This is a genomic window from Rhizobium sp. CC1099 (assembly GCF_029714385.1).
Taxonomy (GTDB): domain Bacteria; phylum Pseudomonadota; class Alphaproteobacteria; order Rhizobiales; family Rhizobiaceae; genus Rhizobium.
Window position 1 is genome coordinate 148170 of sequence record NZ_CP121643.1, and the last position, 19749, is coordinate 167918.

15 protein-coding genes are annotated in these 19749 nt (G+C 59.5%); 13 read left to right on the forward strand and 2 right to left on the reverse strand.

Annotation, left to right across the window (positions count from 1 at the left end; translation table 11 throughout):
* Positions 1-3 precede the first annotated feature (3 nt).
* The 4 genes from QA644_RS34110 (at position 4) to QA644_RS34125 (ending at position 3498) form a co-directional block, all read left to right on the forward strand.
* The gene (locus QA644_RS34110) at positions 4-771 is read left to right on the forward strand and encodes an SDR family NAD(P)-dependent oxidoreductase (protein ID WP_283074329.1); all 768 of its coding nucleotides are present in this window, start codon (positions 4-6) and stop codon (positions 769-771) included.
* A gap of 277 nt (positions 772-1048) precedes the next feature.
* Entirely contained in the window at positions 1049-2050 is a 1002-nt protein-coding gene (locus QA644_RS34115; protein WP_283074330.1) for an XdhC family protein, read from the forward strand.
* Positions 2051-2320: 270 nt separating this feature from the next.
* The gene (locus QA644_RS34120; protein WP_283074331.1) at positions 2321-2524 is read left to right on the forward strand and encodes a hypothetical protein; all 204 of its coding nucleotides are present in this window, start codon (positions 2321-2323) and stop codon (positions 2522-2524) included.
* Positions 2521-3498, forward strand: a complete 978-nt coding sequence (locus QA644_RS34125) for an AraC family transcriptional regulator (protein WP_283074332.1) — start codon at positions 2521-2523, stop codon at positions 3496-3498. The genes QA644_RS34120 and QA644_RS34125 overlap by 4 nt, the downstream gene beginning before the upstream one ends.
* A gap of 542 nt (positions 3499-4040) precedes the next feature.
* On the opposite strand, the gene QA644_RS34130 is transcribed toward QA644_RS34125, so the two are convergent.
* Positions 4041-5021: a substrate-binding domain-containing protein gene (locus QA644_RS34130; protein ID WP_283074333.1), complete on the reverse strand. Its 981-nt coding sequence runs from the start codon at positions 5019-5021 to the stop codon at positions 4041-4043.
* 90 nt (positions 5022-5111) lie between these two features.
* Between QA644_RS34130 and hisD the strand changes: the two genes are divergently transcribed.
* The 8 genes from hisD to QA644_RS34170 all read left to right on the forward strand — a co-directional run bounded on the left by hisD (position 5112) and on the right by QA644_RS34170 (position 15669).
* Complete coding sequence (hisD, locus tag QA644_RS34135) at positions 5112-6422, forward strand: histidinol dehydrogenase (protein WP_283074334.1); 1311 nt, start codon at positions 5112-5114, stop codon at positions 6420-6422.
* Positions 6423-6587: 165 nt separating this feature from the next.
* Positions 6588-8162: a Re/Si-specific NAD(P)(+) transhydrogenase subunit alpha gene (locus tag QA644_RS34140; RefSeq protein ID WP_283074335.1), complete on the forward strand. Its 1575-nt coding sequence runs from the start codon at positions 6588-6590 to the stop codon at positions 8160-8162.
* Positions 8163-8181: 19 nt separating this feature from the next.
* Positions 8182-9621 carry an NAD(P)(+) transhydrogenase (Re/Si-specific) subunit beta gene (locus tag QA644_RS34145; protein WP_283074336.1) on the forward strand — a complete coding sequence of 480 codons (1440 nt, stop codon included), beginning with the start codon at positions 8182-8184 and terminating at the stop codon, positions 9619-9621.
* Positions 9622-9810: 189 nt separating this feature from the next.
* On the forward strand, positions 9811-11760 hold the full coding sequence (gene acs, locus QA644_RS34150; protein ID WP_283074337.1) for an acetate--CoA ligase: 1950 nt from the start codon (positions 9811-9813) through the stop codon (positions 11758-11760).
* Between the two features lie 26 nt (positions 11761-11786).
* On the forward strand, positions 11787-12155 hold the full coding sequence (locus QA644_RS34155; protein ID WP_283074338.1) for a hypothetical protein: 369 nt from the start codon (positions 11787-11789) through the stop codon (positions 12153-12155).
* Between the two features lies 1 nt (position 12156).
* Positions 12157-12888, forward strand: coding sequence for a 3-oxoacyl-ACP reductase family protein (locus tag QA644_RS34160; RefSeq protein WP_283074339.1), 732 nt, complete (start codon positions 12157-12159; stop codon positions 12886-12888).
* Positions 12889-12902: 14 nt separating this feature from the next.
* Entirely contained in the window at positions 12903-13718 is an 816-nt protein-coding gene (locus tag QA644_RS34165) for an aldo/keto reductase (RefSeq protein ID WP_283074340.1), read from the forward strand.
* Positions 13719-14655: 937 nt separating this feature from the next.
* Positions 14656-15669, forward strand: a complete 1014-nt coding sequence (locus QA644_RS34170; protein ID WP_283074341.1) for an alpha/beta hydrolase — start codon at positions 14656-14658, stop codon at positions 15667-15669.
* Positions 15670-16203: 534 nt separating this feature from the next.
* Here the strand turns inward: QA644_RS34170 and QA644_RS34175 are convergent.
* On the reverse strand, positions 16204-16488 hold the full coding sequence (locus QA644_RS34175; RefSeq protein ID WP_283074366.1) for a hypothetical protein: 285 nt from the start codon (positions 16486-16488) through the stop codon (positions 16204-16206).
* A 466-nt stretch (positions 16489-16954) separates the two neighbouring features.
* On the opposite strand from QA644_RS34175, the gene QA644_RS34180 reads away from it, so the two are divergent.
* Positions 16955-19099 carry a mechanosensitive ion channel family protein gene (locus tag QA644_RS34180; RefSeq protein WP_283074342.1) on the forward strand — a complete coding sequence of 715 codons (2145 nt, stop codon included), beginning with the start codon at positions 16955-16957 and terminating at the stop codon, positions 19097-19099.
* The last annotated feature ends 650 nt before the right edge of the window (positions 19100-19749 follow it).

Below are 19749 nucleotides of genomic sequence, written 5' to 3' on the forward strand. Positions count from 1 at the left end.
ACCATGTCCGGTTTCAACATCCTTGAACGGCTTTCGCTGTCCGGGCGTCGGGCGCTCGTCACCGGCGCTGGACGCGGGCTTGGTCGCTCGATCGCTGAGGGACTGGCGAGCGCCGGCGCAGAGGTCACCCTCTGCGCTAGGACCGAAAGCGAGGTGGAAGAGGGCGCCCAGTCCATCCGAAATCATGGCTTCAAGGCTAAGGCGCTTGTTGCAGATGTCAGCGATATCGCCGGCTTTCGCGCGACCGTCGACGCTATCCCGGCCTACGACATCTTCGTCAACAATGCCGGCACGAACAGGCCGAAGCCACTCTCAGACGTTACGGAGGAGGACTTCGACGCGGTGATGGGATTGAACCTGCGGGCCGCTGTCTTTGCGGCTCAGGCCGTCACGACCCGTATGGCCGCCCTCGGCATTCAAGGTTCGGTCATCAACATGTCATCGCAAATGGGGCATGTCGGCGCCGCCAATCGGACCATCTACTGTGCCTCCAAGTGGGCGTTGGAGGGGTTTACGAAGGCGCTCGCCGTCGAGCTTGGCCCTGTTGGGATCCGAGTCAACACGGTTGCCCCCACATTCATCGAAACACCAATGACAAGGCCGTTTCTGGAGGATGCCGCCGCCCGAAACGCGATTGTCTCGAAAATCAAGCTTGGCCGCCTCGGTACGCCCGAGGACGTGGTCGGAGCGGTGCTTTTCCTCGCATCGGATGCATCGTCGCTTGTCACGGGAAGCGCTCTCCTCGTCGATGGCGGGTGGACGGCGGATTGATCGTGGAAGGGCGACTGCCCGCATGCTGCAGCGCCGCCGGCAATCACATCGGCATGCAGGATCGCCAAGCATAACCGTCTGTTCGGACACGCGAAGTTTGCTCGGTGCGGATGTTGATACTTGACAGAGAAGGCGTTTAGTGTTCGAGTGATAAATAAGGTTCTTTGAGAGGCGGGCCGTGGAGCCGAAAGGGTTTCGGGCCAGCACCCCGTGCCTTGCGCATCACGCAAGGCGGCTGGAGAGAGCTTTCGCGACTAGGTATTCGGGAGGATTGCCGATGCGATGTGAGTTGCAAGCCGCGCCTTTGCTGTCAGGCGCGCATCCGGCGCTCGCCGATCCATGGGAATTTGCCAGCAATGCCATCAGCGGCGATGTGGTTCTTGCCGTTCTGACTGAAACTCGCGGTCCAGCCTATCGCTCGCCAGGAGCGGCCATGGCAATTCTTCCCGACGGGAGTTTTGCCGGGGCGATCACGTCGGGCTGTGTCGAAGCAGACCTCATCCTGCATGCGAATGATATTCGCACGGGCGGTGATGTGCGGGTGCTTCGCTATGGCGAGGGATCCACCTTCATCGACATCCGTCTACCCTGTGGCGGTGGCATCGATGTCATGTTGTTTCCGCTGCGGGATGTCGAGGTGCTGCGGAAACTTTCCAAGGTCAGGAGGCTCCGGCGGCCCGTCAGCCTACAGATTTCGAAATTCGGCCGACTCACGCTCGGGCCAGTCTGTGAAACAAAGGTCGATACGCATGGTTTCTCCCTTGGGTTCGAGCCGCCGCTGCAATTCTTAACGTTCGGGGCTGGACCAGAGGCATCGGTGTTTGCTGCTTGGGTCGAGGGGCTTGGTTACGAACAGTTGCTGGTCTCTCATGATGCCATAACACTTGCGTCAACGCCGGCGTCCGGCAACCATTGCCGCGAGCTCACCAACCTTTCAGAGCTTTTCGCACTGCAGATCGATGCGCACACAGCGGCCGTGCTCTTTTATCATGATCACGATTACGAGCCGGAAATCCTCAAGCATCTTCTGTCGACCCCTGCCTTCTATATCGGTGCCCAGGGCAGTCGCGCCACCCAACGCTCAAGGCTGCAGCGGCTGGAAGAGATTGGAGTCTCCCTTGAACAGTCGAGCCGAGTTCGCGGGCCGATCGGTGTAATCCCCTCGTCGCGCGATCCAAAGTCGCTGGCGGTGTCGGTGCTCGCCGAAATCATCGCAGCCGGTTCGCAAGTTTTCGGAGCACCACAGGAGCGCAACCTGACGAAGGAGTGTTGTCTATGACCGGACTGCATTGTCTCCCGATCAGCGCGAGGTGAGCCATGACTTCGGCCTGTTGGACCGCCCATCTTCATAAGTGGTTGTCATGGTTGCGCCACGAGGCCGCGCGGCTTGGCTCAGCATATTGTGTTTATGATTGTCACGAGCTCTGGACGGGTATGAACCGGGTTCGGCCGGATATCGAAGGCACACGGGACAAGGCGGACAAAAAATGACTCAGGAAGGCACGCAAGACGTTAACGACAACTTCCGACGGTGCTGCAGATCGCCGCGATGGTCTTGCATCTCTTCCGCGGCGAAGCCGCCGCGCTGCCGCTCAACGTCATCCTGCTTGCTCTTTCTGCCTTCATCCTGTGGGCTGCGGCAAGAGAGCGCCGATCGTGCCGCGTCGATGACGGACGATCGGGAACCACGCTTCGGCTCATGGCAAACGCAGACATCACCATTGTCCAGAGGCGACGGGAGTGCCTGATGTGAACTGGAACAGCGTCGACCACCTGTCGTTCGCCGGAACGGATCTGCAGGAGCTCTCGGCGTCGCTTTCCCACCTGCACAATGGAGAGGTGAGAAGGGAAAGCAGGGGGACGACAAAATACCGGATCGACTTGGTCGGCACGCGGGGGATCTCGATCATAGCGAGCAGCTATGACGGAGCTTTCACGATCCATTTTCCCGCGTCGATCGACACGGCCACGGTTCTGATCCCGCTTACGGGCAACGCCATAGTCGCGGTCACCGACCGCAAGATACCGTCCATCGAAAACCTCGGCGTTTTTGTCGATCGGCTACAGAATTATGAGCTTCACATTGCCGGCCCTCGAACACATCTTTGCTTCAGGGTGCCTCACGCAGAGCTGGTGCGGCGGATCGAAGTTCGGTTGAACATTTCAGTGCGGGGCCGCCTGCAATTTGCCAATGAGATCGATCTTTCTCAGGGACCGGGTTTGGATTTGGCGCGACTCGCAATGACCATGCATCACGGCCTTGCAGGTGAGACCCTGCATAAAACACCGGTGGCGCTCGGGCATCTTCTGGAGGCTAGCCTCGAGTTTCTCATCGACGCGGTTGGGCACAACTACGCCCGCGAGTTTTCCCGCAAGACCACATCTCCCATTCCATGGCACGTCAAGCGTGCAATCCACTATATGCATACCAACGTTTCCCGGGGGGTGACGCTGAACGAGATCGCCGAGGCGTGCGGTGTCAGTATCCGCACTCTGCAAAGTGGATTTCGAAAATTTCGTATGACGACGCCTATGGCCTACCTAGAGCATCTCCGTCTCGATGCTGTTCGCCAGGAGCTTTCATCTGGCGAATCTGATCAATCGGTAAGAGGCATTGCGCAGAAATGGGGCTTTACGCATGGCGGCCGGTTCTCCGGCCAATATCGAAGGCGCTTCGGCGAACTGCCATCGCAAACCCTTCGTAGGACGGTGGACAATCTGGCATAGCCAAATAGATCGCATGCGGCCAATGGCGAGCGCCGACGGATGAGAACCGACGTTCCGCCCGCCTTGGTCCTCGAACGCAACCAGTCTTCTACTCCACGTTGTCCTGGCCGCCCGCCTTTTCATTGGACGAGAACGGGAGTTTCTCCATGGAGACAAATTGGATGTTCTCACGACTAGGAAAATCTGGACGCGAGCTTGAAGCGTCGAAGACCACGAACGGGTTTCGGCACGCACGTCGGCAAAGGGCAACGGCCGCCGTAAAATTGCAAGAGGATGATCCGGGGTTGAGACCGGGACCATCGCCGACTGACCGATCAGCTCGAAAACGACCCGATCGGTTTTTGCTTTGATGGTGCCGCCAAATCCGACGGCAGCTCTTTCGTTGATCACCAGATCACATGTGTGCCAGACGTTACGTTCGGGGACACGGTGGGATAGCGACCTGCCTGATCACCGCTATAACTCACGCCTCAGATTACGCGCCCGACCGGTCCATCGCATCGCCGGTACGCGTCGATGCCGTCGCGCGAACGGTTGCCCAATCAAGCACTTGAACGTACGACCAGTGTTCCCGACAGCATGCGCGTGAATCCATTATCGGAGGCCTTGATGTTGGGATCGTCGATCAGACTGACTGCCTCCTGCACCATCCGCTCGACCGGTTGGCGGATCGTCGTCAGTTGGTAGGAACTCCAGCTCGCCATCGGGATGTCGTCGAAACCGGCGACGGCGAGATCCTGCGGGATGCGCAGTCCCCGCTCTTTTGCCGCATCGATGACCGCCAATGCCATGATGTCGTTGCAGCAGAAGATCGCGTCCGGCGGGTGGACCACCGAAAGAAGTTGGACAGCTGCCTGCTTGCCGATCTCATACTGGTAGTTGCCGCTCGCCTGCGCATGAATTGTTCTTCCCGACTCCGCAAGGACATCACGAAAGCCCCGGACGCGCTCGGCATGTGTCGACGTATTGGCGACGCCGCCGATCAAACCGATCCTTTGGTAACCGCGATCGAGCAGCAGCCGACCGATATCGCGACCCCCCTGATAATTGTCGCAGGAGACCGCGTTGATGCGCATGTCGCGCTGTATCCGGTTGAGCAGAACGGCCTTGATCTGATTTTGCCGGCACGCACGTGCCATGTTCGATGTCAGAGATGCGGAAGTGACGATGATGCCCGATGGACGTGCCGCCAGCACCTGGTCTGTGACCGCGTCGATGTTGCAGTCAGTCGGCAGGGCATAAACCAGCAACTGGCGCTCGCTCTCTTGCAGGTGTCTTGCGAGCGTATCGAGCACGAGCGGGTAAAAGGGGTTGTGAAGGTCCCCCGCGACCAGCGTTATCGTGCTTGCCGCCACGGCCTTGGCGGTCCGCCGGGCCGGGCTGATGTAACCGATCTCCTCGGCGACCGCGAAGATCTTCTTTTTCTTTTCCGGATTGATCGGGGCTCCCGGTGTGAAGGCTCGGGAAACGGCGGCGATGGAGACGCCGGCTGCATGAGCAACTTGTTTTGCCGTCGGTTTCATCTGCGTCGTCCTGAAAATTTTTCACTACGTGCATGAAAACTTGCAACGCAGATGTAGCAGCTTATGCTCTTTTCAGAAAGGGAGAAGACAATGGCTATTACCTATATCAAGCGCGGAAAGCCCGAAAACGAGCGCTCCGAAGACGATCAGAAAGTCCGCTCGACCGTTGAAAATATTCTGAAGGACATCGAGGCGCGAGGCGACGCCGCGGTCCGCGAACTTTCGGAAAAATTCGACAAATATTCGCCGGCGTCCTTCAAGCTCTCTGCGAGCGAGATCGAGGCGCTCATGAATCGGGTTTCGGCTCGTGACATGGAAGACATCAAATTCGCCCAGGCCCAGGTTCGCAATTTCGCACAGGCTCAACGAGACTCCATGCTCGATATCGAGGTCGAGACCTTGCCGGGCGTCATTCTTGGGCACAAGAACATCCCCGTTCAGTCGGTCGGCTGCTACATTCCGGGGGGCAAATTCCCGATGGTCGCTTCGGCTCACATGTCGGTTGCGACCGCCTCCGTCGCCGGCGTGCCGCGGATTGCTGCCGCAACACCGGCATTCAGGGGAGAACCGAACCCGGCCGTCATCGCGGCGATGCATCTTGGTGGTGCCCACGAAATCTACGTGCTGGGCGGCATCCAAGCGATCGGAGCACTTGCAATCGGCACCGAGACCATTGAGCCGGTCCATATGCTTGTCGGCCCCGGCAATGCCTTCGTTGCCGAGGCGAAGCGCCAGTTGTACGGCCGCGTGGGGATCGACCTTTTTGCGGGCCCGACGGAAACGATGGTCATTGCCGATGAAACGGTCGATGCCGAGATCTGCGCAACTGACTTGCTCGGACAAGCCGAGCATGGCTATAATTCGCCAGCAGTCCTGATCACCAATTCGCACAAACTTGCGCGGGCGACGCTGACGGAAATCGACCGCATCCTGAAAATCCTGCCCACTGCCGATACCGCGTCAAAGAGCTGGGCGGACTATGGTGAGATCATCGTTTGTGACACCTATGAGGAGATGCTCGATGTTGCCAATGACATCGCCTCGGAGCATGTTCAGGTCATGACCGACCGGGATGACTGGTTTCTTGCCAAGATGCATTCTTACGGCGCCCTTTTCCTTGGCCCCCGCACCAACGTCGCCAATGGCGACAAGGTCATCGGCACGAACCACACGCTGCCGACGAAGAAGGCCGGCCGCTATACCGGCGGTCTTTGGGTGGGGAAATTCATCAAGACCCATTCCTACCAGAAGGTGCTGACGGATGAGGCGGCCACGATGATCGGCCAATATTGTTCGCGGCTTTGCATGCTGGAAGGGTTCGTTGGTCACGCGGAGCAAGCCAATGTGCGTGTGAGGCGCTATGGCGGCCGCAACGTCGCCTACGGAACGGCGGCCGAATGATTGCCTGAAGCAGGCTAGCGTTCAGACGCCTTTGCTTTGGTCCCTTGGACCGCAAAGGCAAATCTCATGACATCGCCAACATTGAGTTTTGGCCGGCGGCTCTCGCCGCCGTCCATGACTGCGCGCCTGTGAGCCTGTGAGCAGGCGAGGAGGAGAGGAGGGACAATGAGGATCGGGACTCCACGTGAAATATGTGCCGGTGAAGCGCGCGTTGCTATGACGCCCGATAGCGCGGCCCATTTGCAGAAGCTCGGCCACACCTGCTTGATCGAGTCAGGCGCCGGTCTTCTGGCGGGATTTACTGACGACACCTATCGCGGTGCCGGTGTTGAGATCATCGAAAGCGCGACGGAGCTCTTCCGGTCAGCGGACGTCATCGCAAAGGTGCGCCCGCCGGAGCCCAACGAAATTGACAGTATCGATGCCGGAAAGACGATGATCTCGTTTTTCTACCCAGGCCAGAATGACGCGCTGCTTGCGCGGGCGACCGACAGGGGCGTCAACGTCATAGCGATGGATTTGGTGCCGCGCATCTCGCGCGCCCAGAAGATGGATGCTTTGTCCTCGATGGCCAACATCTCTGGCTACCGCGCCGTGATCGAGGCGGGCAGCAATTTCGGCCGCTTCTTCACCGGCCAGGTCACGGCTGCCGGCAAGGTGCCGCCGGCCAAGGTGCTGGTCATCGGCGCTGGCGTCGCCGGCCTGGCCGCCATCGGCACGGCGACATCCTTGGGCGCCATCACCTATGCGTTCGACGTGCGCCCCGAAGTCGCCGAACAAATCGAAAGCATGGGCGCCGAGTTCGTCTTCCTCGACTTTGGCGATCAGCAACAGGATGGAGCGGCGACCGGGGGCTATGCGACGCCGTCCTCGCCAGAGTTTCGTCAGAAGCAGCTCGATACATTCCGCTCGCTCGCACCCAAAATCGACATCGTCATCACCACCGCCCTGATCCCAGGTCGCGACGCGCCCAAGCTTTGGCTGGCCGACATGGTGGCGATGATGAAGCCTGGCTCGGTGGTCGTCGACCTTGCCGCCGAACGGGGCGGAAATTGCGAGCTCACGGTCGAAGGCACACGGATTGTCTCGAGCAATGGCGTCGTGGTCATTGGCTATACGGATTTTCCGAGTCGCATGGCGACACAATCTTCCACCCTTTACGCCACAAACATTCGCCACATGCTGGCGGATCTGACGCCAGCAAGGGACGGTAGTCTCGTCCATAACATGGAAGACGACGTCATACGCGGGGCAACCGTTGCATATGAAGGCGCCGTGACCTTCCCGCCGCCGCCGCCTAAGGTGCAGGCGATTGCGGTGCAAAAGCCCAAGCAGAAGCCAAAGGAGCCAAGCCCTGAAGAGCGACGCCAGCGGGAAGTGGCGGCCTTTCGAGCACAGACCCGCAGTCAAGTCGCCTTGCTCGCGTTCGCAACCTTACTTCTGCTTGTTGCCGGCGCGTACGCCCCGGCAAGCTTCATGAACCATCTGATCGTCTTCGCGCTGTCCTGCTTTATCGGGTTCCAGGTGATCTGGAATGTGTCGCACGCTCTTCACACTCCGCTCATGGCTGTCACCAACGCCGTCTCCGGCATTGTCGTCCTGGGCGCGCTGCTGCAGATCGGCTCCGCATCGATCCCGGTCACGATCCTTGCGTCGATTGCCGTCCTTATATCGACGATCAACATCATCGGCGGCTTCTTCGTGACGCGGCGCATGCTGGCAATGTTCCAGAAGTCCTGAACCTGGAGGAGGAATCGTTTTGACAATGGGTATCATTTCCGCAGCCAATGTCGCCGCGGCAATTCTGTTCATCCTCTCCCTTGGCGGGCTGTCGGGCCAGGAGAGCGCCAAGCGCGCCGTCTGGTATGGTATCGCAGGGATGGGCCTTGCCCTTGTCGCCGCCATTTTCGGCACGGCTGGCGGCAGTTGGCTTAATTTTATCCTCATGATCGGGGGCGGCGCCGTCATCGGTTATGCTCTCGCACGCCGCGTCGAGATGACGGAGATGCCGCAGCTTGTCGCGGCGCTACACTCATTTGTCGGGCTGGCAGCGGTCTTTATCGGCTTTAACACACATCTGGAGGCTGCGCGCGTTGCTGCGCTTGACGAAGCGAGCCGTACTGGTCTTGCTGGTTATGCCGCGATCCTGGCGCAGAAGGACGCTGTCGAGCTTCTGATCATGAAGGCCGAAATCTTCATTGGCGTCTTCATCGGAGCCGTGACCTTCACGGGCTCGGTCGTCGCATTCGGCAAGCTTGCCGGGAAGGTGGATGGCAAGGCAAGGAAGCTCGCGGGCGGGCACGGGCTGAACGCTGCTGCAGCACTTTTGTCCGTCGCACTCCTCATCATCTATTATCAAAGCGGCGGTCTCTGGCCCCTTGCCGTCATGACGGCGCTCGCCTTTTTCATCGGCTTCCACCTGATCATGGGAATCGGCGGCGCCGACATGCCGGTCGTCGTTTCGATGCTCAACAGCTATTCCGGTTGGGCGGCTGCGGCCATCGGCTTCACGCTCGGCAATGATCTCCTGATCGTGACTGGTGCGCTCGTCGGTTCCTCGGGGGCGATCCTCTCCTATATCATGTGCAAAGCGATGAACCGCTCGTTCATATCTGTGATCCTCGGCGGATTTGGTACGAAGGCCGGACCGCTACTCGAGATCTCGGGCGAACAGGTCGCCATCGATTCCGCCGGTGTTGCCGCAGCTCTGAACGACGCGCAGAGCGTCATTATCGTGCCAGGCTATGGAATGGCCGTGGCCCAGGCGCAGCAAGCCGTGTCGGAACTGACCCGCAGGCTGCGCGCCGCCGGCAAGACAGTCCGGTTCGCCATCCATCCTGTCGCCGGACGCCTGCCGGGCCATATGAACGTCCTGCTCGCCGAAGCCAAGGTGCCTTATGACATTGTGCTCGAAATGGATGAGATCAACGAAGACTTTGCCTCGACCGACGTCGTTATCGTCATTGGTTCGAATGACATCGTCAATCCAGCCGCGCAGGAAGACCCGAACTCTCCAATAGCAGGGATGCCGGTGCTCGAAGTCTGGAAGGCCAAGCAGGTCTTCGTCTCCAAGCGAGGGCAGGGAACGGGCTATTCCGGGATCGAAAACCCGTTGTTCTTCAGGGAAAACACCAGAATGTTCTATGGCGATGCCCGCAGAAGCCTCGAAGAGCTTATGCCGAAGGTGATTGCAGCCTGATCAGGCGGCCGTCTTGATGTGCCGGCCACGCTGCCTGCTCACCTCACGTCCCGACCCGGACACCGGGGCCAATTTGGCGCAACATCCGCTCATCGCGAATGCCTGCCATCCAGCTCGATGGTGCCGGTCTTCGTTAGAAATCATCTTAGCCGACCCGATCAGGTTTGTTCTCAATGAAAATGGTGCCAAATGTCTGACATCGTCCGCTATCCGCCAGCAAAATCAACCGTTTTGCGTGCTCTTATCGATAAGGAAAAGTACCTGAAATGGTACGAGGAAAGCGTCGAGAACCCGGACAAGTTCTGGGGCAAGCACGGCAAGCGGATCGACTGGTTCAAGCCCTACACCAAGGTCAAGAACACTTCCTTTACCGGCAAGGTTTCGATCAAGTGGTTTGAGGACGGTCAGACAAACGTCTCCTACAACTGCATCGACCGTCATCTGAAAACGAATGGCGACCAGGTGGCGATCATCTGGGAAGGCGACAACCCCTATATCGATAATAAGGTCACCTATAACGAGCTCTACGAGCATGTCTGCCGGATGGCGAACGTGTTGAAGAAGCATGGCGTCAAGAAGGGTGACCGCGTCACCATCTATATGCCGATGATACCCGAAGCAGCCTATGCCATGCTCGCCTGTGCCCGTATCGGCGCCGTGCATTCTGTCGTCTTCGGTGGCTTCTCGCCGGAAGCGCTTGCCGGACGTATCGTAGACTGTGAATCGACGTTCATCATCACCTGCGACGAGGGCGTGCGCGGCGGCAAGCCGGTGCCGCTGAAGGACAATACCGATATCGCGATCCACATTGCGGCCCGCCAGCATGTGACGGTCAGCAAGGTTCTCGTCGTGCGCCGGACCGGCGGCAAGACCGGTTGGGCTCCCGGCCGCGACCTTTGGTACCACCAGGAAGCGGCGACGGTCAAAGCCGAGTGCCCGCCCGTGAAGATGAAGGCGGAAGACCCGCTGTTCATTCTCTATACCTCAGGCTCGACCGGCAAGCCGAAGGGCGTCCTGCACACGACGGGCGGTTACCTCGTCTACGCGTCGATGACGCATGAATATGTCTTCGACTATCACCATGGCGATATCTACTGGTGCACTGCCGACGTCGGCTGGGTGACCGGCCATTCCTATATTGTCTACGGTCCGCTTGCCAATTGCGCGACGACGCTGATGTTCGAAGGTGTGCCGAACTTTCCCGACCAGGGCCGCTTCTGGGAGATCATCGACAAGCACAAGGTCAACATCTTTTATACCGCTCCGACAGCGATCCGTTCGTTGATGGGTGCCGGCGACCATTTTGTCACCCGCTCGTCCCGCTCGTCCTTGCGCCTGCTCGGGACGGTGGGCGAGCCGATTAACCCGGAAGCTTGGGAGTGGTATTACAATGTCGTCGGTGATGGCCGTTGCCCAATCGTCGATACCTGGTGGCAGACAGAGACCGGCGGCATCCTGATCACGCCGCTGCCTGGTGCGATCGACCTGAAGCCGGGTTCAGCGACCGTCCCGTTCTTCGGTGTGAAGCCGCAGCTCGTCGACAATGAAGGCAAGGTGCTGGAAGGCACTGCCGACGGCAATCTCTGCATTACCGACAGCTGGCCCGGGCAGATGCGCACGGTGTATGGCGACCATGAGCGCTTCATCCAGACATACTTTTCCACCTACAAGGGCAAGTATTTCACCGGCGACGGCTGCCGCCGCGATGAAGACGGCTACTACTGGATCACCGGTCGTGTCGACGATGTGCTGAACGTCTCCGGCCACCGTCTCGGCACGGCCGAAGTGGAATCCGCGCTTGTCTCTCACAACCTGGTTTCGGAAGCCGCAGTCGTCGGTTATCCGCATTCGATCAAGGGCCAGGGCATTTATTGCTACGTGACGCTGATGGCCGGCCACGAGGGATCGGATACGCTTCGGCAAGAACTGGTGAAACATGTTCGTGCTGAAATCGGCCCGATCGCTGCGCCTGACAAGATCCAGTTTGCCCCCGGCCTGCCGAAGACCCGCTCCGGCAAGATCATGCGCCGCATCCTGCGCAAGATTGCCGAAGACGATTTCGGCGCTCTCGGCGACACATCGACGCTTGCCGATCCGGCAGTCGTCGACGGTCTGATCGCCAACCGGCAGAACCGGTGACAGTGTTGACGCGCAGGAATTGCCGAATGCTGCTAATCCGGCAAATCGTCGTGAAGTCGAAATCAGCTTATCGGCGGAGTGACATCGTCACTCTATCACCTGAGGATTTGTGGCGCACCCGATGTCTCGACTTCGGTCTGCAAAGTGGTCAGATCGCGAGCCAGACGCACATCTTGGGTCTTGGCGATGAGATCCGCGCCCGCGTCAACACGCTCTACATGGCCGCCACCTTCGGCGGGGGAGCAGCCGGTTCCTTTGCTGGGGTACTGGCATGGAGCTTCGGCGGCTGGACCAGTGCCTGCGGCCCATCGCTAGCGCTTATAGCTGCGGCGGGTACCATGCTCATCCTGAACTGGAAGAATGAACACCAATCCTCTCACATGAATGGAGAATGAAATGAGCGGTCTTAACGGAAGAGTCGCACTTGTCACCGGCGCCTCGCGCGGTATCGGCCGTGACATAGCGTACGCCCTGTCCTCTGCCGGCGCCAGCGTCGCGGTGGGCTACCACAGCGATCGATCGGGCGCGGAGGCTGTCGCCGAGACGATCCGCCAGAAGGGTGGCAGGGCAGTCGCCGCAGGCGGCGACGTGTCCGACCCGCAGATCGCAGTGGATCTCGTTCGCGAGACAGAGGCGCAGTTGGGACCGCTGGGCATCCTCGTGAACAATGCTGGTATCAACCCATCACGGCCAATCGACCAGATCACAGCGGCCGACTGGGACGAGACCATCCGAGTCAATCTGACTTCCGCCTTTCATGTCACTCAGGCCGCTGTACCCGGCCTGCGGGAACGCAAGTGGGGCAGGATCATCACCATATCGTCAGTGGCCGCACAGCTCGGCGGCGTCATCGGTCCGCATTATGCAGCCAGCAAGGCTGGTCTGATCGGGCTTGCTCATTACTACGCGGCTGCGCTGGCCAAGGAGGGCATCACCTCCAATGCCATTGCTCCGGCGCTGATCGAGACGGAAATGCTCAAGAGCAATTCGGCGATCCAGCCTACGCTCATCCCGGTAGGGCGATTCGGCCAGACCCACGAGGTGTCGTCGGTGGTCGTGCTGCTGGCCGGGAATGGCTATATCACCGGTCAGACGATCAGCGTCAACGGTGGCTGGTATATGAGCTGAGTGGAGGATAAGCGATGTTAACACGCATCATTCCCGCCACGAAAGAAGCCCTGCCCGTGATAGGGCTCGGTACCTATCGTGGCTTCGACGTCAAGCTCAATGCGCTGAGCGAGGAACGGCTCTCCAATGTGCTCGATGCGCTTTTTTCGGCCGGCGGAACGCTCCTCGACAGCTCGCCTATGTACGGGCGCGCCGAAGAGGCCGTCGGCGCGCTGCTCACTCGCCAGCCCCGCGCTGCACAGCCTTTTCTTGCGACCAAGGTGTGGACATCAGGGCGAGAGGCTGGCGTCCGGCAGATCGAGCAGTCGTTCCGGCTGCTTCGCAGTGACGTTATCGACCTCATACAGGTTCACAATCTTCAAGACTGGCAAACGCATCTGCAGACCCTGCGCAGTCTCAAAGAAGCCGAACGTATCCGCTATATCGGCATCACCCATTACACCCGCTCGGCTTATGCCGAGGTGGAGCGGGTTCTGAACACAACGCCGGTCGACTTCCTTCAGATCAACTATTCAGTAGAAGAACGCGAAGCGGAGAACAGACTACTCCCACTGGCTGAGGACAAGGGCGTCGCGGTCTTGTGTAACCGTCCCTTTGGAGGCGGTGATCTGTTGCGCCGCCTTAAGGCGAAGCCGCTTCCTGACTGGGCAGCGGAGGTCGATGCGACTTCGTGGGCGCAGCTCGCGCTCAAATTCGTGCTCGGTCACCCAGCAATCACCTGCGCAATTCCGGGCACCGGGAATCCGGCTTCCATGATCGACAACACAAAGGCAGCGAGCGAGCCTGTGCTCACCCCAAAACAGCGTGCTGAACTGATCGGGACCGTCTAGTGGCCTCGGCTAACCCGAGCCGATTGGGGGGCGGCGCCGATAAGCGCGATGCCGCTCCTATTCCGATCTGAAGCACCCGCTGTTCACGTTCGAACGCCATCATGTCCGGCCCCAGCGCCCTGAGACAGAACTTGTTCAGTGAGAAGAGAGGATTTTTCGGCTCATTGTTGCTCACTGATAGGGGGCGACGATGAGGCGGAGATCCGCGCACTGAAATCCACCTGATAATCAAAAACTTCCGCGCGCTATATAAAAGCACCATGCGGCAGAGGGTATATTCCCCATCGTACTAGGCGACCTGCAGAAGACAGCGTCTTTTCGCTCCGGCCCACTAAGGGCTCACCGATAGCCTTTAGCTGGCCGAGGAATTTCCAGCGGCCGCGTACCGCGAAACCAACGATTCAGCGATCAGCGACGACGTGAAATCGCCGCGCCATGAGAGTCTCAACGTATGACGCACTGGTCGACCTCCAGCTGGACTCTGCTGCGGCCAGCACCCCCTCTGTCGCCCGAGGTCAAGCAAGCGGCGGGCCATCGTGTTTCCAAGTGTCGGACAGGATCCAGTAACTTGCCTTACCCTCGACAATCGCTGCACTGGAGCACACGGGCCTAGCGACTGGCCTCGTGTTGCACTCTCAACATGTGGGAGATGAAAAGCTGACATCACTCCCGCTGGCAGACTCGACGAGAATTTCCAGAACGACGACCCAGCCCGTGTCGAGAGTGCCACCCGTGGCGCGAATGATATCGATGTTGGCATGAACGGTCATTTCCTGCGGTTTTACAAGATCCTAGGTTGGCCGCCGTCGGTGACCAGCGCGTGCAACCTGGCTCCGATGCTACCCGTTCGCCGGTAATCAAAAGCGAACGCGATCCCCCAACGGGCGACCGGCTCTAGCTTAAATCCTTTTTGCATCATTCTTATAAAGGCCATATCATGAAAATCGTCCAAACCGTCATCGCCAGCGCCGTTGCCGCCGCTGTAGCGAACGTGGCGTTGGCCGCCGGTAGCCCCGGCGTCGAACGCAATACGCAGGCCTTCCTGGAAGCGATGGCCAAGGCTGGCGCTCCGCCCCTGGAGTCTCTCTCCCCCGCCGATGCACGGGCGGCTGTGGCGGCTGCACAGGCCGGCGCCAAGCTTGCGCCGGCCGACATCAGCGAGAAAACGATAAGCGTCGACGGCAAATCTCTGAAACTCACCATCGTACGTCCGGCGGGCGCCAATGGCGTGCTGCCGGGCTTCATGTTCTTCCACGGCGGTGGCTGGATCCTCGGCGACTTCCCCACAAACGAGCGGTTCGTGCGCGACCTGGTCGCAGACTCCGGCGCAGCGGCAATATTCGTCAACTACACGCTGTCGCCGGAGGTGCGCTATCCGGTGGCGATCAACGAGGCTTATGCAGCCACAAAGTGGGTCGCCGAGAATGGCGAACAGATCAGCGTCGATGGCAAGCGGCTAGCCGTTGTCGGTAACAGCGTCGGCGGCAATATGGCGGCGGTTGTCGCGCTGATGGCCAAGGATAAGGGCGGTCCGGCTCTGCGTGCTCAGGTGCTGTTCTGGCCAGCTACAAACGCGAACTTCGGGGACGCCTCCTACGACGAGTTCGCCACCGGTCACTTCCTTACCAAGGACATGATGAAGTGGTTTTGGAGCGCCTATACCCCCGACGCTGAGCAGCGCCAGGAAGTCTACGCCTCGCCGCTCCAGGCGACGCCTGAGCAGTTGAAAGGCTTGCCCCCGACACTTATGCAGACGGCGGAAATGGACGTCCTGCGCGACGAAGCCGAAGCCTATGCCCGCAAGCTCGACGCTGCCGGCGTCGACGTGGTCGTTACCCGCTACAACGGCATGATCCACGATTTCGGAGCGATCAACCCGTTGTCCGATTTGCCCGCCTCGCGTGCCGCGATGCATCAGGCGAGCGAGGAACTCAAGGCTCGCCTGCGCTGAGATCGACCGGAAGTCCAGGAATCTCGACCCTTCCCGAAGCCGACGCGGCGCGGGGAGGAATCCCGGGCGACGAGCCCGTCCATCCCTCGTCGCCCGGTGCCTCCGGCAAACATTGGCACCCACGCGCACCTCTAGCACGTGTCTGCGTGACCCAGGCATCCGCGTGCATCGACAGCAGCACACGACGTGAACCGGGAAGCAGGGCGTCATAATGTTTCTTGTCGTGCGTGGCTGAGAATTCTACGATCCCGGGCGGCCAGCTCTCCGCCGATGGCTGCCGCACCAGCGTAGGTCAATTCCGACGGACTCCGGTCCTTCAGGCACAGCCCCAGTGAGGATACCAGCGAAAATGCACATGGTGTTCAGACGGGCGTCAATGTCGAGCCGCGTCTGATTAGGAGGTTGGATCGCCGCATTGACGCTCACCTCGAGCGCCAAAGCCGATCGAGCGATTTCAATGTCGTCCGTGTCAGGCCAACGCCGAACTATGGTTGGAGTTGGCCTGCCACAAACGACCAGTTGATCCGATGCGAGCTATTTCGTCGCCATGATGTCGATCTTAGAAATAGTGGGCGCATGATCCAGCAATTCGGGGGCCTTGGCCATCAATGCCGCTGCGACCTTGCCAGCCAAGTGCGCCGACCGACCTGCCTCGTTGGGGAACGTGTCGAAGATTGCAAATTGGGTCTTATTCAAACGAACCGCGTACCAAGCGATCGTTGCCGGCTCGTCCTGCACGATAGCGCGGCCGCTGAGCAGGAATTGCGCGACGTCCTCTTCCTTTCCAGCTTTGGCATCTAGCACGACCCACAAACCGATGTTCGCCTGAGCGGTTGAAGTAGACTCGGCGGCATGCGCCGGTGCCCCTTGAATGAGTGCAGCGCTGATGTTGAAGGCGACCAACATCGCGGTTGCGGAGTACTTTAGAGAGACCATCATTTGCTCCTTGAGGATGCGTTGAAGAGAGCCTCAATCTAAGTCATCGAACCCACAGTGCGAGTGGCGATAATGACATCTTTGATATCGTTTTCGCCAAGGCGCGTGCATCCTGCCATCGGGCGGCGAAGAAGCCCTGGGTCGAGCCGGAACTTGTTCAGTCAGGAGATCAGGACAGCATTGAAGACAATGCGCAAACGCCGACGAAGGGCCGATTTGCGCAGGGAACGACGTCAGGCCGCGCCGCCAGACGGGTTCGTCGATTGACCTTGATCGTACGACGCTTCACAAGGTGCGAAGTTTCTACCAACCAGCATAAAGCGATCACGCCTTCGGGAGCCACGGCTACATGCGCATCAATGACAATCATCCTCTCCGCAGCGTGTCCACATTCCTGACGGTGCTATTTTCGACGCTTCTGCTTGTGAGTGTAAACCCCTCACAAGCAGCGGAATCGACAAATTCCTCGCCACCGATCCGAGTTATCATCGAACTGCCGAATGACGATTCCGGACGCGCATTGGTCAATCGGATCGTTCCCGGAAATCAGGAACCGGCACCTGCGGTAGCGGTCTCGCAAGAGGCAGCCCCGACTATTGCGACTTCATTACAGAATTTGCGCCAGAGGCTGCTCTCGCTCGTCGACGCGGTTCCAACACTTCCGGGGCAGATCCGAACGACGATCCGGGACTTCCAAAGCGAAAATCATATCGACCCTATCAGCCTGATCCTGGCGGTCACTCTCTTCGTTGCAGGTGGATTCGCTGCGCAGCGCCTTGCCCGGTGGTCGGGGCGAGGGCTCCTCCATTTTGTGCTGACCGCGCCTGCCGACACAGTCCGGCAGCGGATCAAGCTCCACGCGTGCCGGCTTTCAATAGGTCTACTCGCGTTGGCTGGTTACCTCATCGGAAGCGTCGGCGCATTTATCCTTTTTCCATGGCCTGCCGTGTTTCGCGATGTCGCGCTCATCCTGCTGTCGGCCGCGCTCATGGTGCGCCTTGCAGTGCTTGTCGGCCGGATCCTCCTCGCGCCAGGCGCCCGACTACCGCATATGCGGCTCCTGACGCTTGTCACGTCGCTTGCCTGGTTCTGGTACTACTGGCTCCTCGGAATCGTCGCAATGCTTGCGTTCGGCTGGGCCGCCATCGAAGTGATCCAGACGATCGGAGATTCGGCTATCCTGGTCGACCTCTTTATCGCGGCATGGCTAGGTGTCGTTGCAATCGCGCTGATCACCATGATTTGGCTGCGGCACTTTCGTTCTGACGGGCCGCCGGTGAGCCGGCTGGTCTGTGTCGGCTTCAGCGCGAGCATCCTGTTATCGTGGCTGTTATGGGTGTCCGGGCTCCACGGGGCATTCTGGACGGTGATCATCGTCACGCTTCTGCCTCTTACCGTTTCGGTGGCTCGTGATATCATTGGTCGCATTATTCAGTCCGGGGAGGGGCAGGCGGTCGAAGATCCGGCCATCGTCGGATGGTCTGTTGTCATCATGCAAACGCTGCGGAACGGCCTCATTGTGGTCGCCGCTCTCCTCATTGCCCGCGCGTGGAATGTCAATCTCAGTGACCTCGCCGCAGCCGAAACAGTGACCACGCGTCTGATCCGCGCCGGAATCCGCATCGTTATCGTGCTGCTGGTGACCGACGTCATCTGGAAGCTCGCAAGCACGCTGATCGACAGTCAGATGGCGATGGCGTCGCGAAGCGTGCAGGCGGGGCATCAGGAAGGACCCGACGCGCGCCGGCGTCAGCGGTTGAATACCCTCCTTCCCATTCTTCGCAATGTGCTGTTCCTGGCGATCGGAGCTGTCGGCTTCCTGATGATCCTGGACGCCATTGGCATTCAGATCGGACCGCTGCTGGCAGGCGCCGGTGTTGTCGGCATAGCTGTCGGCTTCGGTGCCCAAACACTCGTCAAGGACATCATCTCCGGCGTCTTTTATTTGTTCGACGATGCCTTTCGCATCGGCGAATACATCCAGGCGGCAAAATATAAAGGAACGGTCGAAGGTTTCTCACTGCGATCGATCCGCTTGCGCCATCATCGCGGTCCGGTCACCATCGTTCCCTTCGGCGAACTCGGCGCGGTGCAAAACCTCAGCCGCGACTGGGTCATCGACATCATTACGCTCACGCTGAACTATGACAGCGACCTTGAGGAGGTCCGCAAGACCATCAAGCGCATCGGCGTTGAGCTTCTGGAGGATGCCGAACTCGGGCCCAACATCATCGAGCCCTTGAAAATGCAAGGGATTGAGCAGATGGCGGACTACGGCGTGCAGATTCGGCTGAAATTCATGGCGAAACCCGGCGAACAGTTCGGCGTTCGCCGAAAGGCGCTCGCCATGCTCAAGAAGACATTCGCGGAGAAAGGCATCCAGTTTGCAACGCCGACGGTTCATGTTTCCGGCGGTCCCGCTGATGCAGCAGCAACCGCTGCCGCGTCAGAGCTGCAAAGACCACCAAAAGTCATCCCAACACTTCAGGAGTAGCAGCGTCGATGCGCGAGGTATCTTGTATAACCGGCTGGAAGGCGACGTGCCGGACAATCAGGTCTAGCCTTTGCCGGGTCATCCGTAACAGATTATCCAATCATATCGATCGGGCCGACAGGCCAAATTTCGTCTCGCACCGGTCTGACCAGGAAGCAGTGGGAAAGTGGCTCGAGTTACCGGACGGCCAGCAGCATTTCTCGATCGCACGAACCGTGAGTCCCCGGAGGAGGGGCCTTTGGATTCCGAGGGTAGACCGGGCCGTGAAGCAAAGTAGGGCGAACGCCTTGTCTATTACCAGCAACCCGTCACGCCGACCCCGATTGGACCGGTCGGCTCTGCCATCGCGATTTCTGACTGAAGACACAGCATGCAAAGCCTTATGTCTTCGGCCAATGTCATCAGCAACGCGGCAACAGAAACGAGGGTTGACTGAATGTGGGGCGTGAGGACTGACAAAGTTTCCAAGGCGAACTTGTCGTCTCGACGGCACAGGCAACGTCCTCGTCGATCCGATATGGTGCAGCAAGTGGAAGCGCTTGCTATCGAATACCAGCAGGCTCGTCTCCGCTCTAACCGGCGGGCCGAGCCGAAGCTCCCGACCATATCAGACGGTCATCACGCCTCGGCGTGATATAGGTCGATATCCG

Bases quoted from the DNA above. Each gene is read 5' to 3' on its own strand.
- QA644_RS34110 (WP_283074329.1), top strand. From the start codon at position 4: ATGTCCGGTTTCAACATCCTTGAACGGCTTTCGCTGTCCGGGCGTCGG.
- QA644_RS34115 (WP_283074330.1), top strand. From the start codon at position 1,049: ATGCGATGTGAGTTGCAAGCCGCGCCTTTGCTGTCAGGCGCGCATCCG.
- QA644_RS34120 (WP_283074331.1), top strand. From the start codon at position 2,321: ATGGTCTTGCATCTCTTCCGCGGCGAAGCCGCCGCGCTGCCGCTCAAC.
- QA644_RS34130 (WP_283074333.1), bottom strand. From the start codon at position 5,021: ATGAAACCGACGGCAAAACAAGTTGCTCATGCAGCCGGCGTCTCCATC.
- hisD (WP_283074334.1), top strand. From the start codon at position 5,112: ATGGCTATTACCTATATCAAGCGCGGAAAGCCCGAAAACGAGCGCTCC.
- QA644_RS34140 (WP_283074335.1), top strand. From the start codon at position 6,588: ATGAGGATCGGGACTCCACGTGAAATATGTGCCGGTGAAGCGCGCGTT.
- acs (WP_283074337.1), top strand. From the start codon at position 9,811: ATGTCTGACATCGTCCGCTATCCGCCAGCAAAATCAACCGTTTTGCGT.
- QA644_RS34155 (WP_283074338.1), top strand. From the start codon at position 11,787: ATGCTGCTAATCCGGCAAATCGTCGTGAAGTCGAAATCAGCTTATCGG.
- QA644_RS34160 (WP_283074339.1), top strand. From the start codon at position 12,157: ATGAGCGGTCTTAACGGAAGAGTCGCACTTGTCACCGGCGCCTCGCGC.
- QA644_RS34165 (WP_283074340.1), top strand. From the start codon at position 12,903: ATGTTAACACGCATCATTCCCGCCACGAAAGAAGCCCTGCCCGTGATA.
- QA644_RS34170 (WP_283074341.1), top strand. From the start codon at position 14,656: ATGAAAATCGTCCAAACCGTCATCGCCAGCGCCGTTGCCGCCGCTGTA.
- QA644_RS34180 (WP_283074342.1), top strand. From the start codon at position 16,955: ATGCGCATCAATGACAATCATCCTCTCCGCAGCGTGTCCACATTCCTG.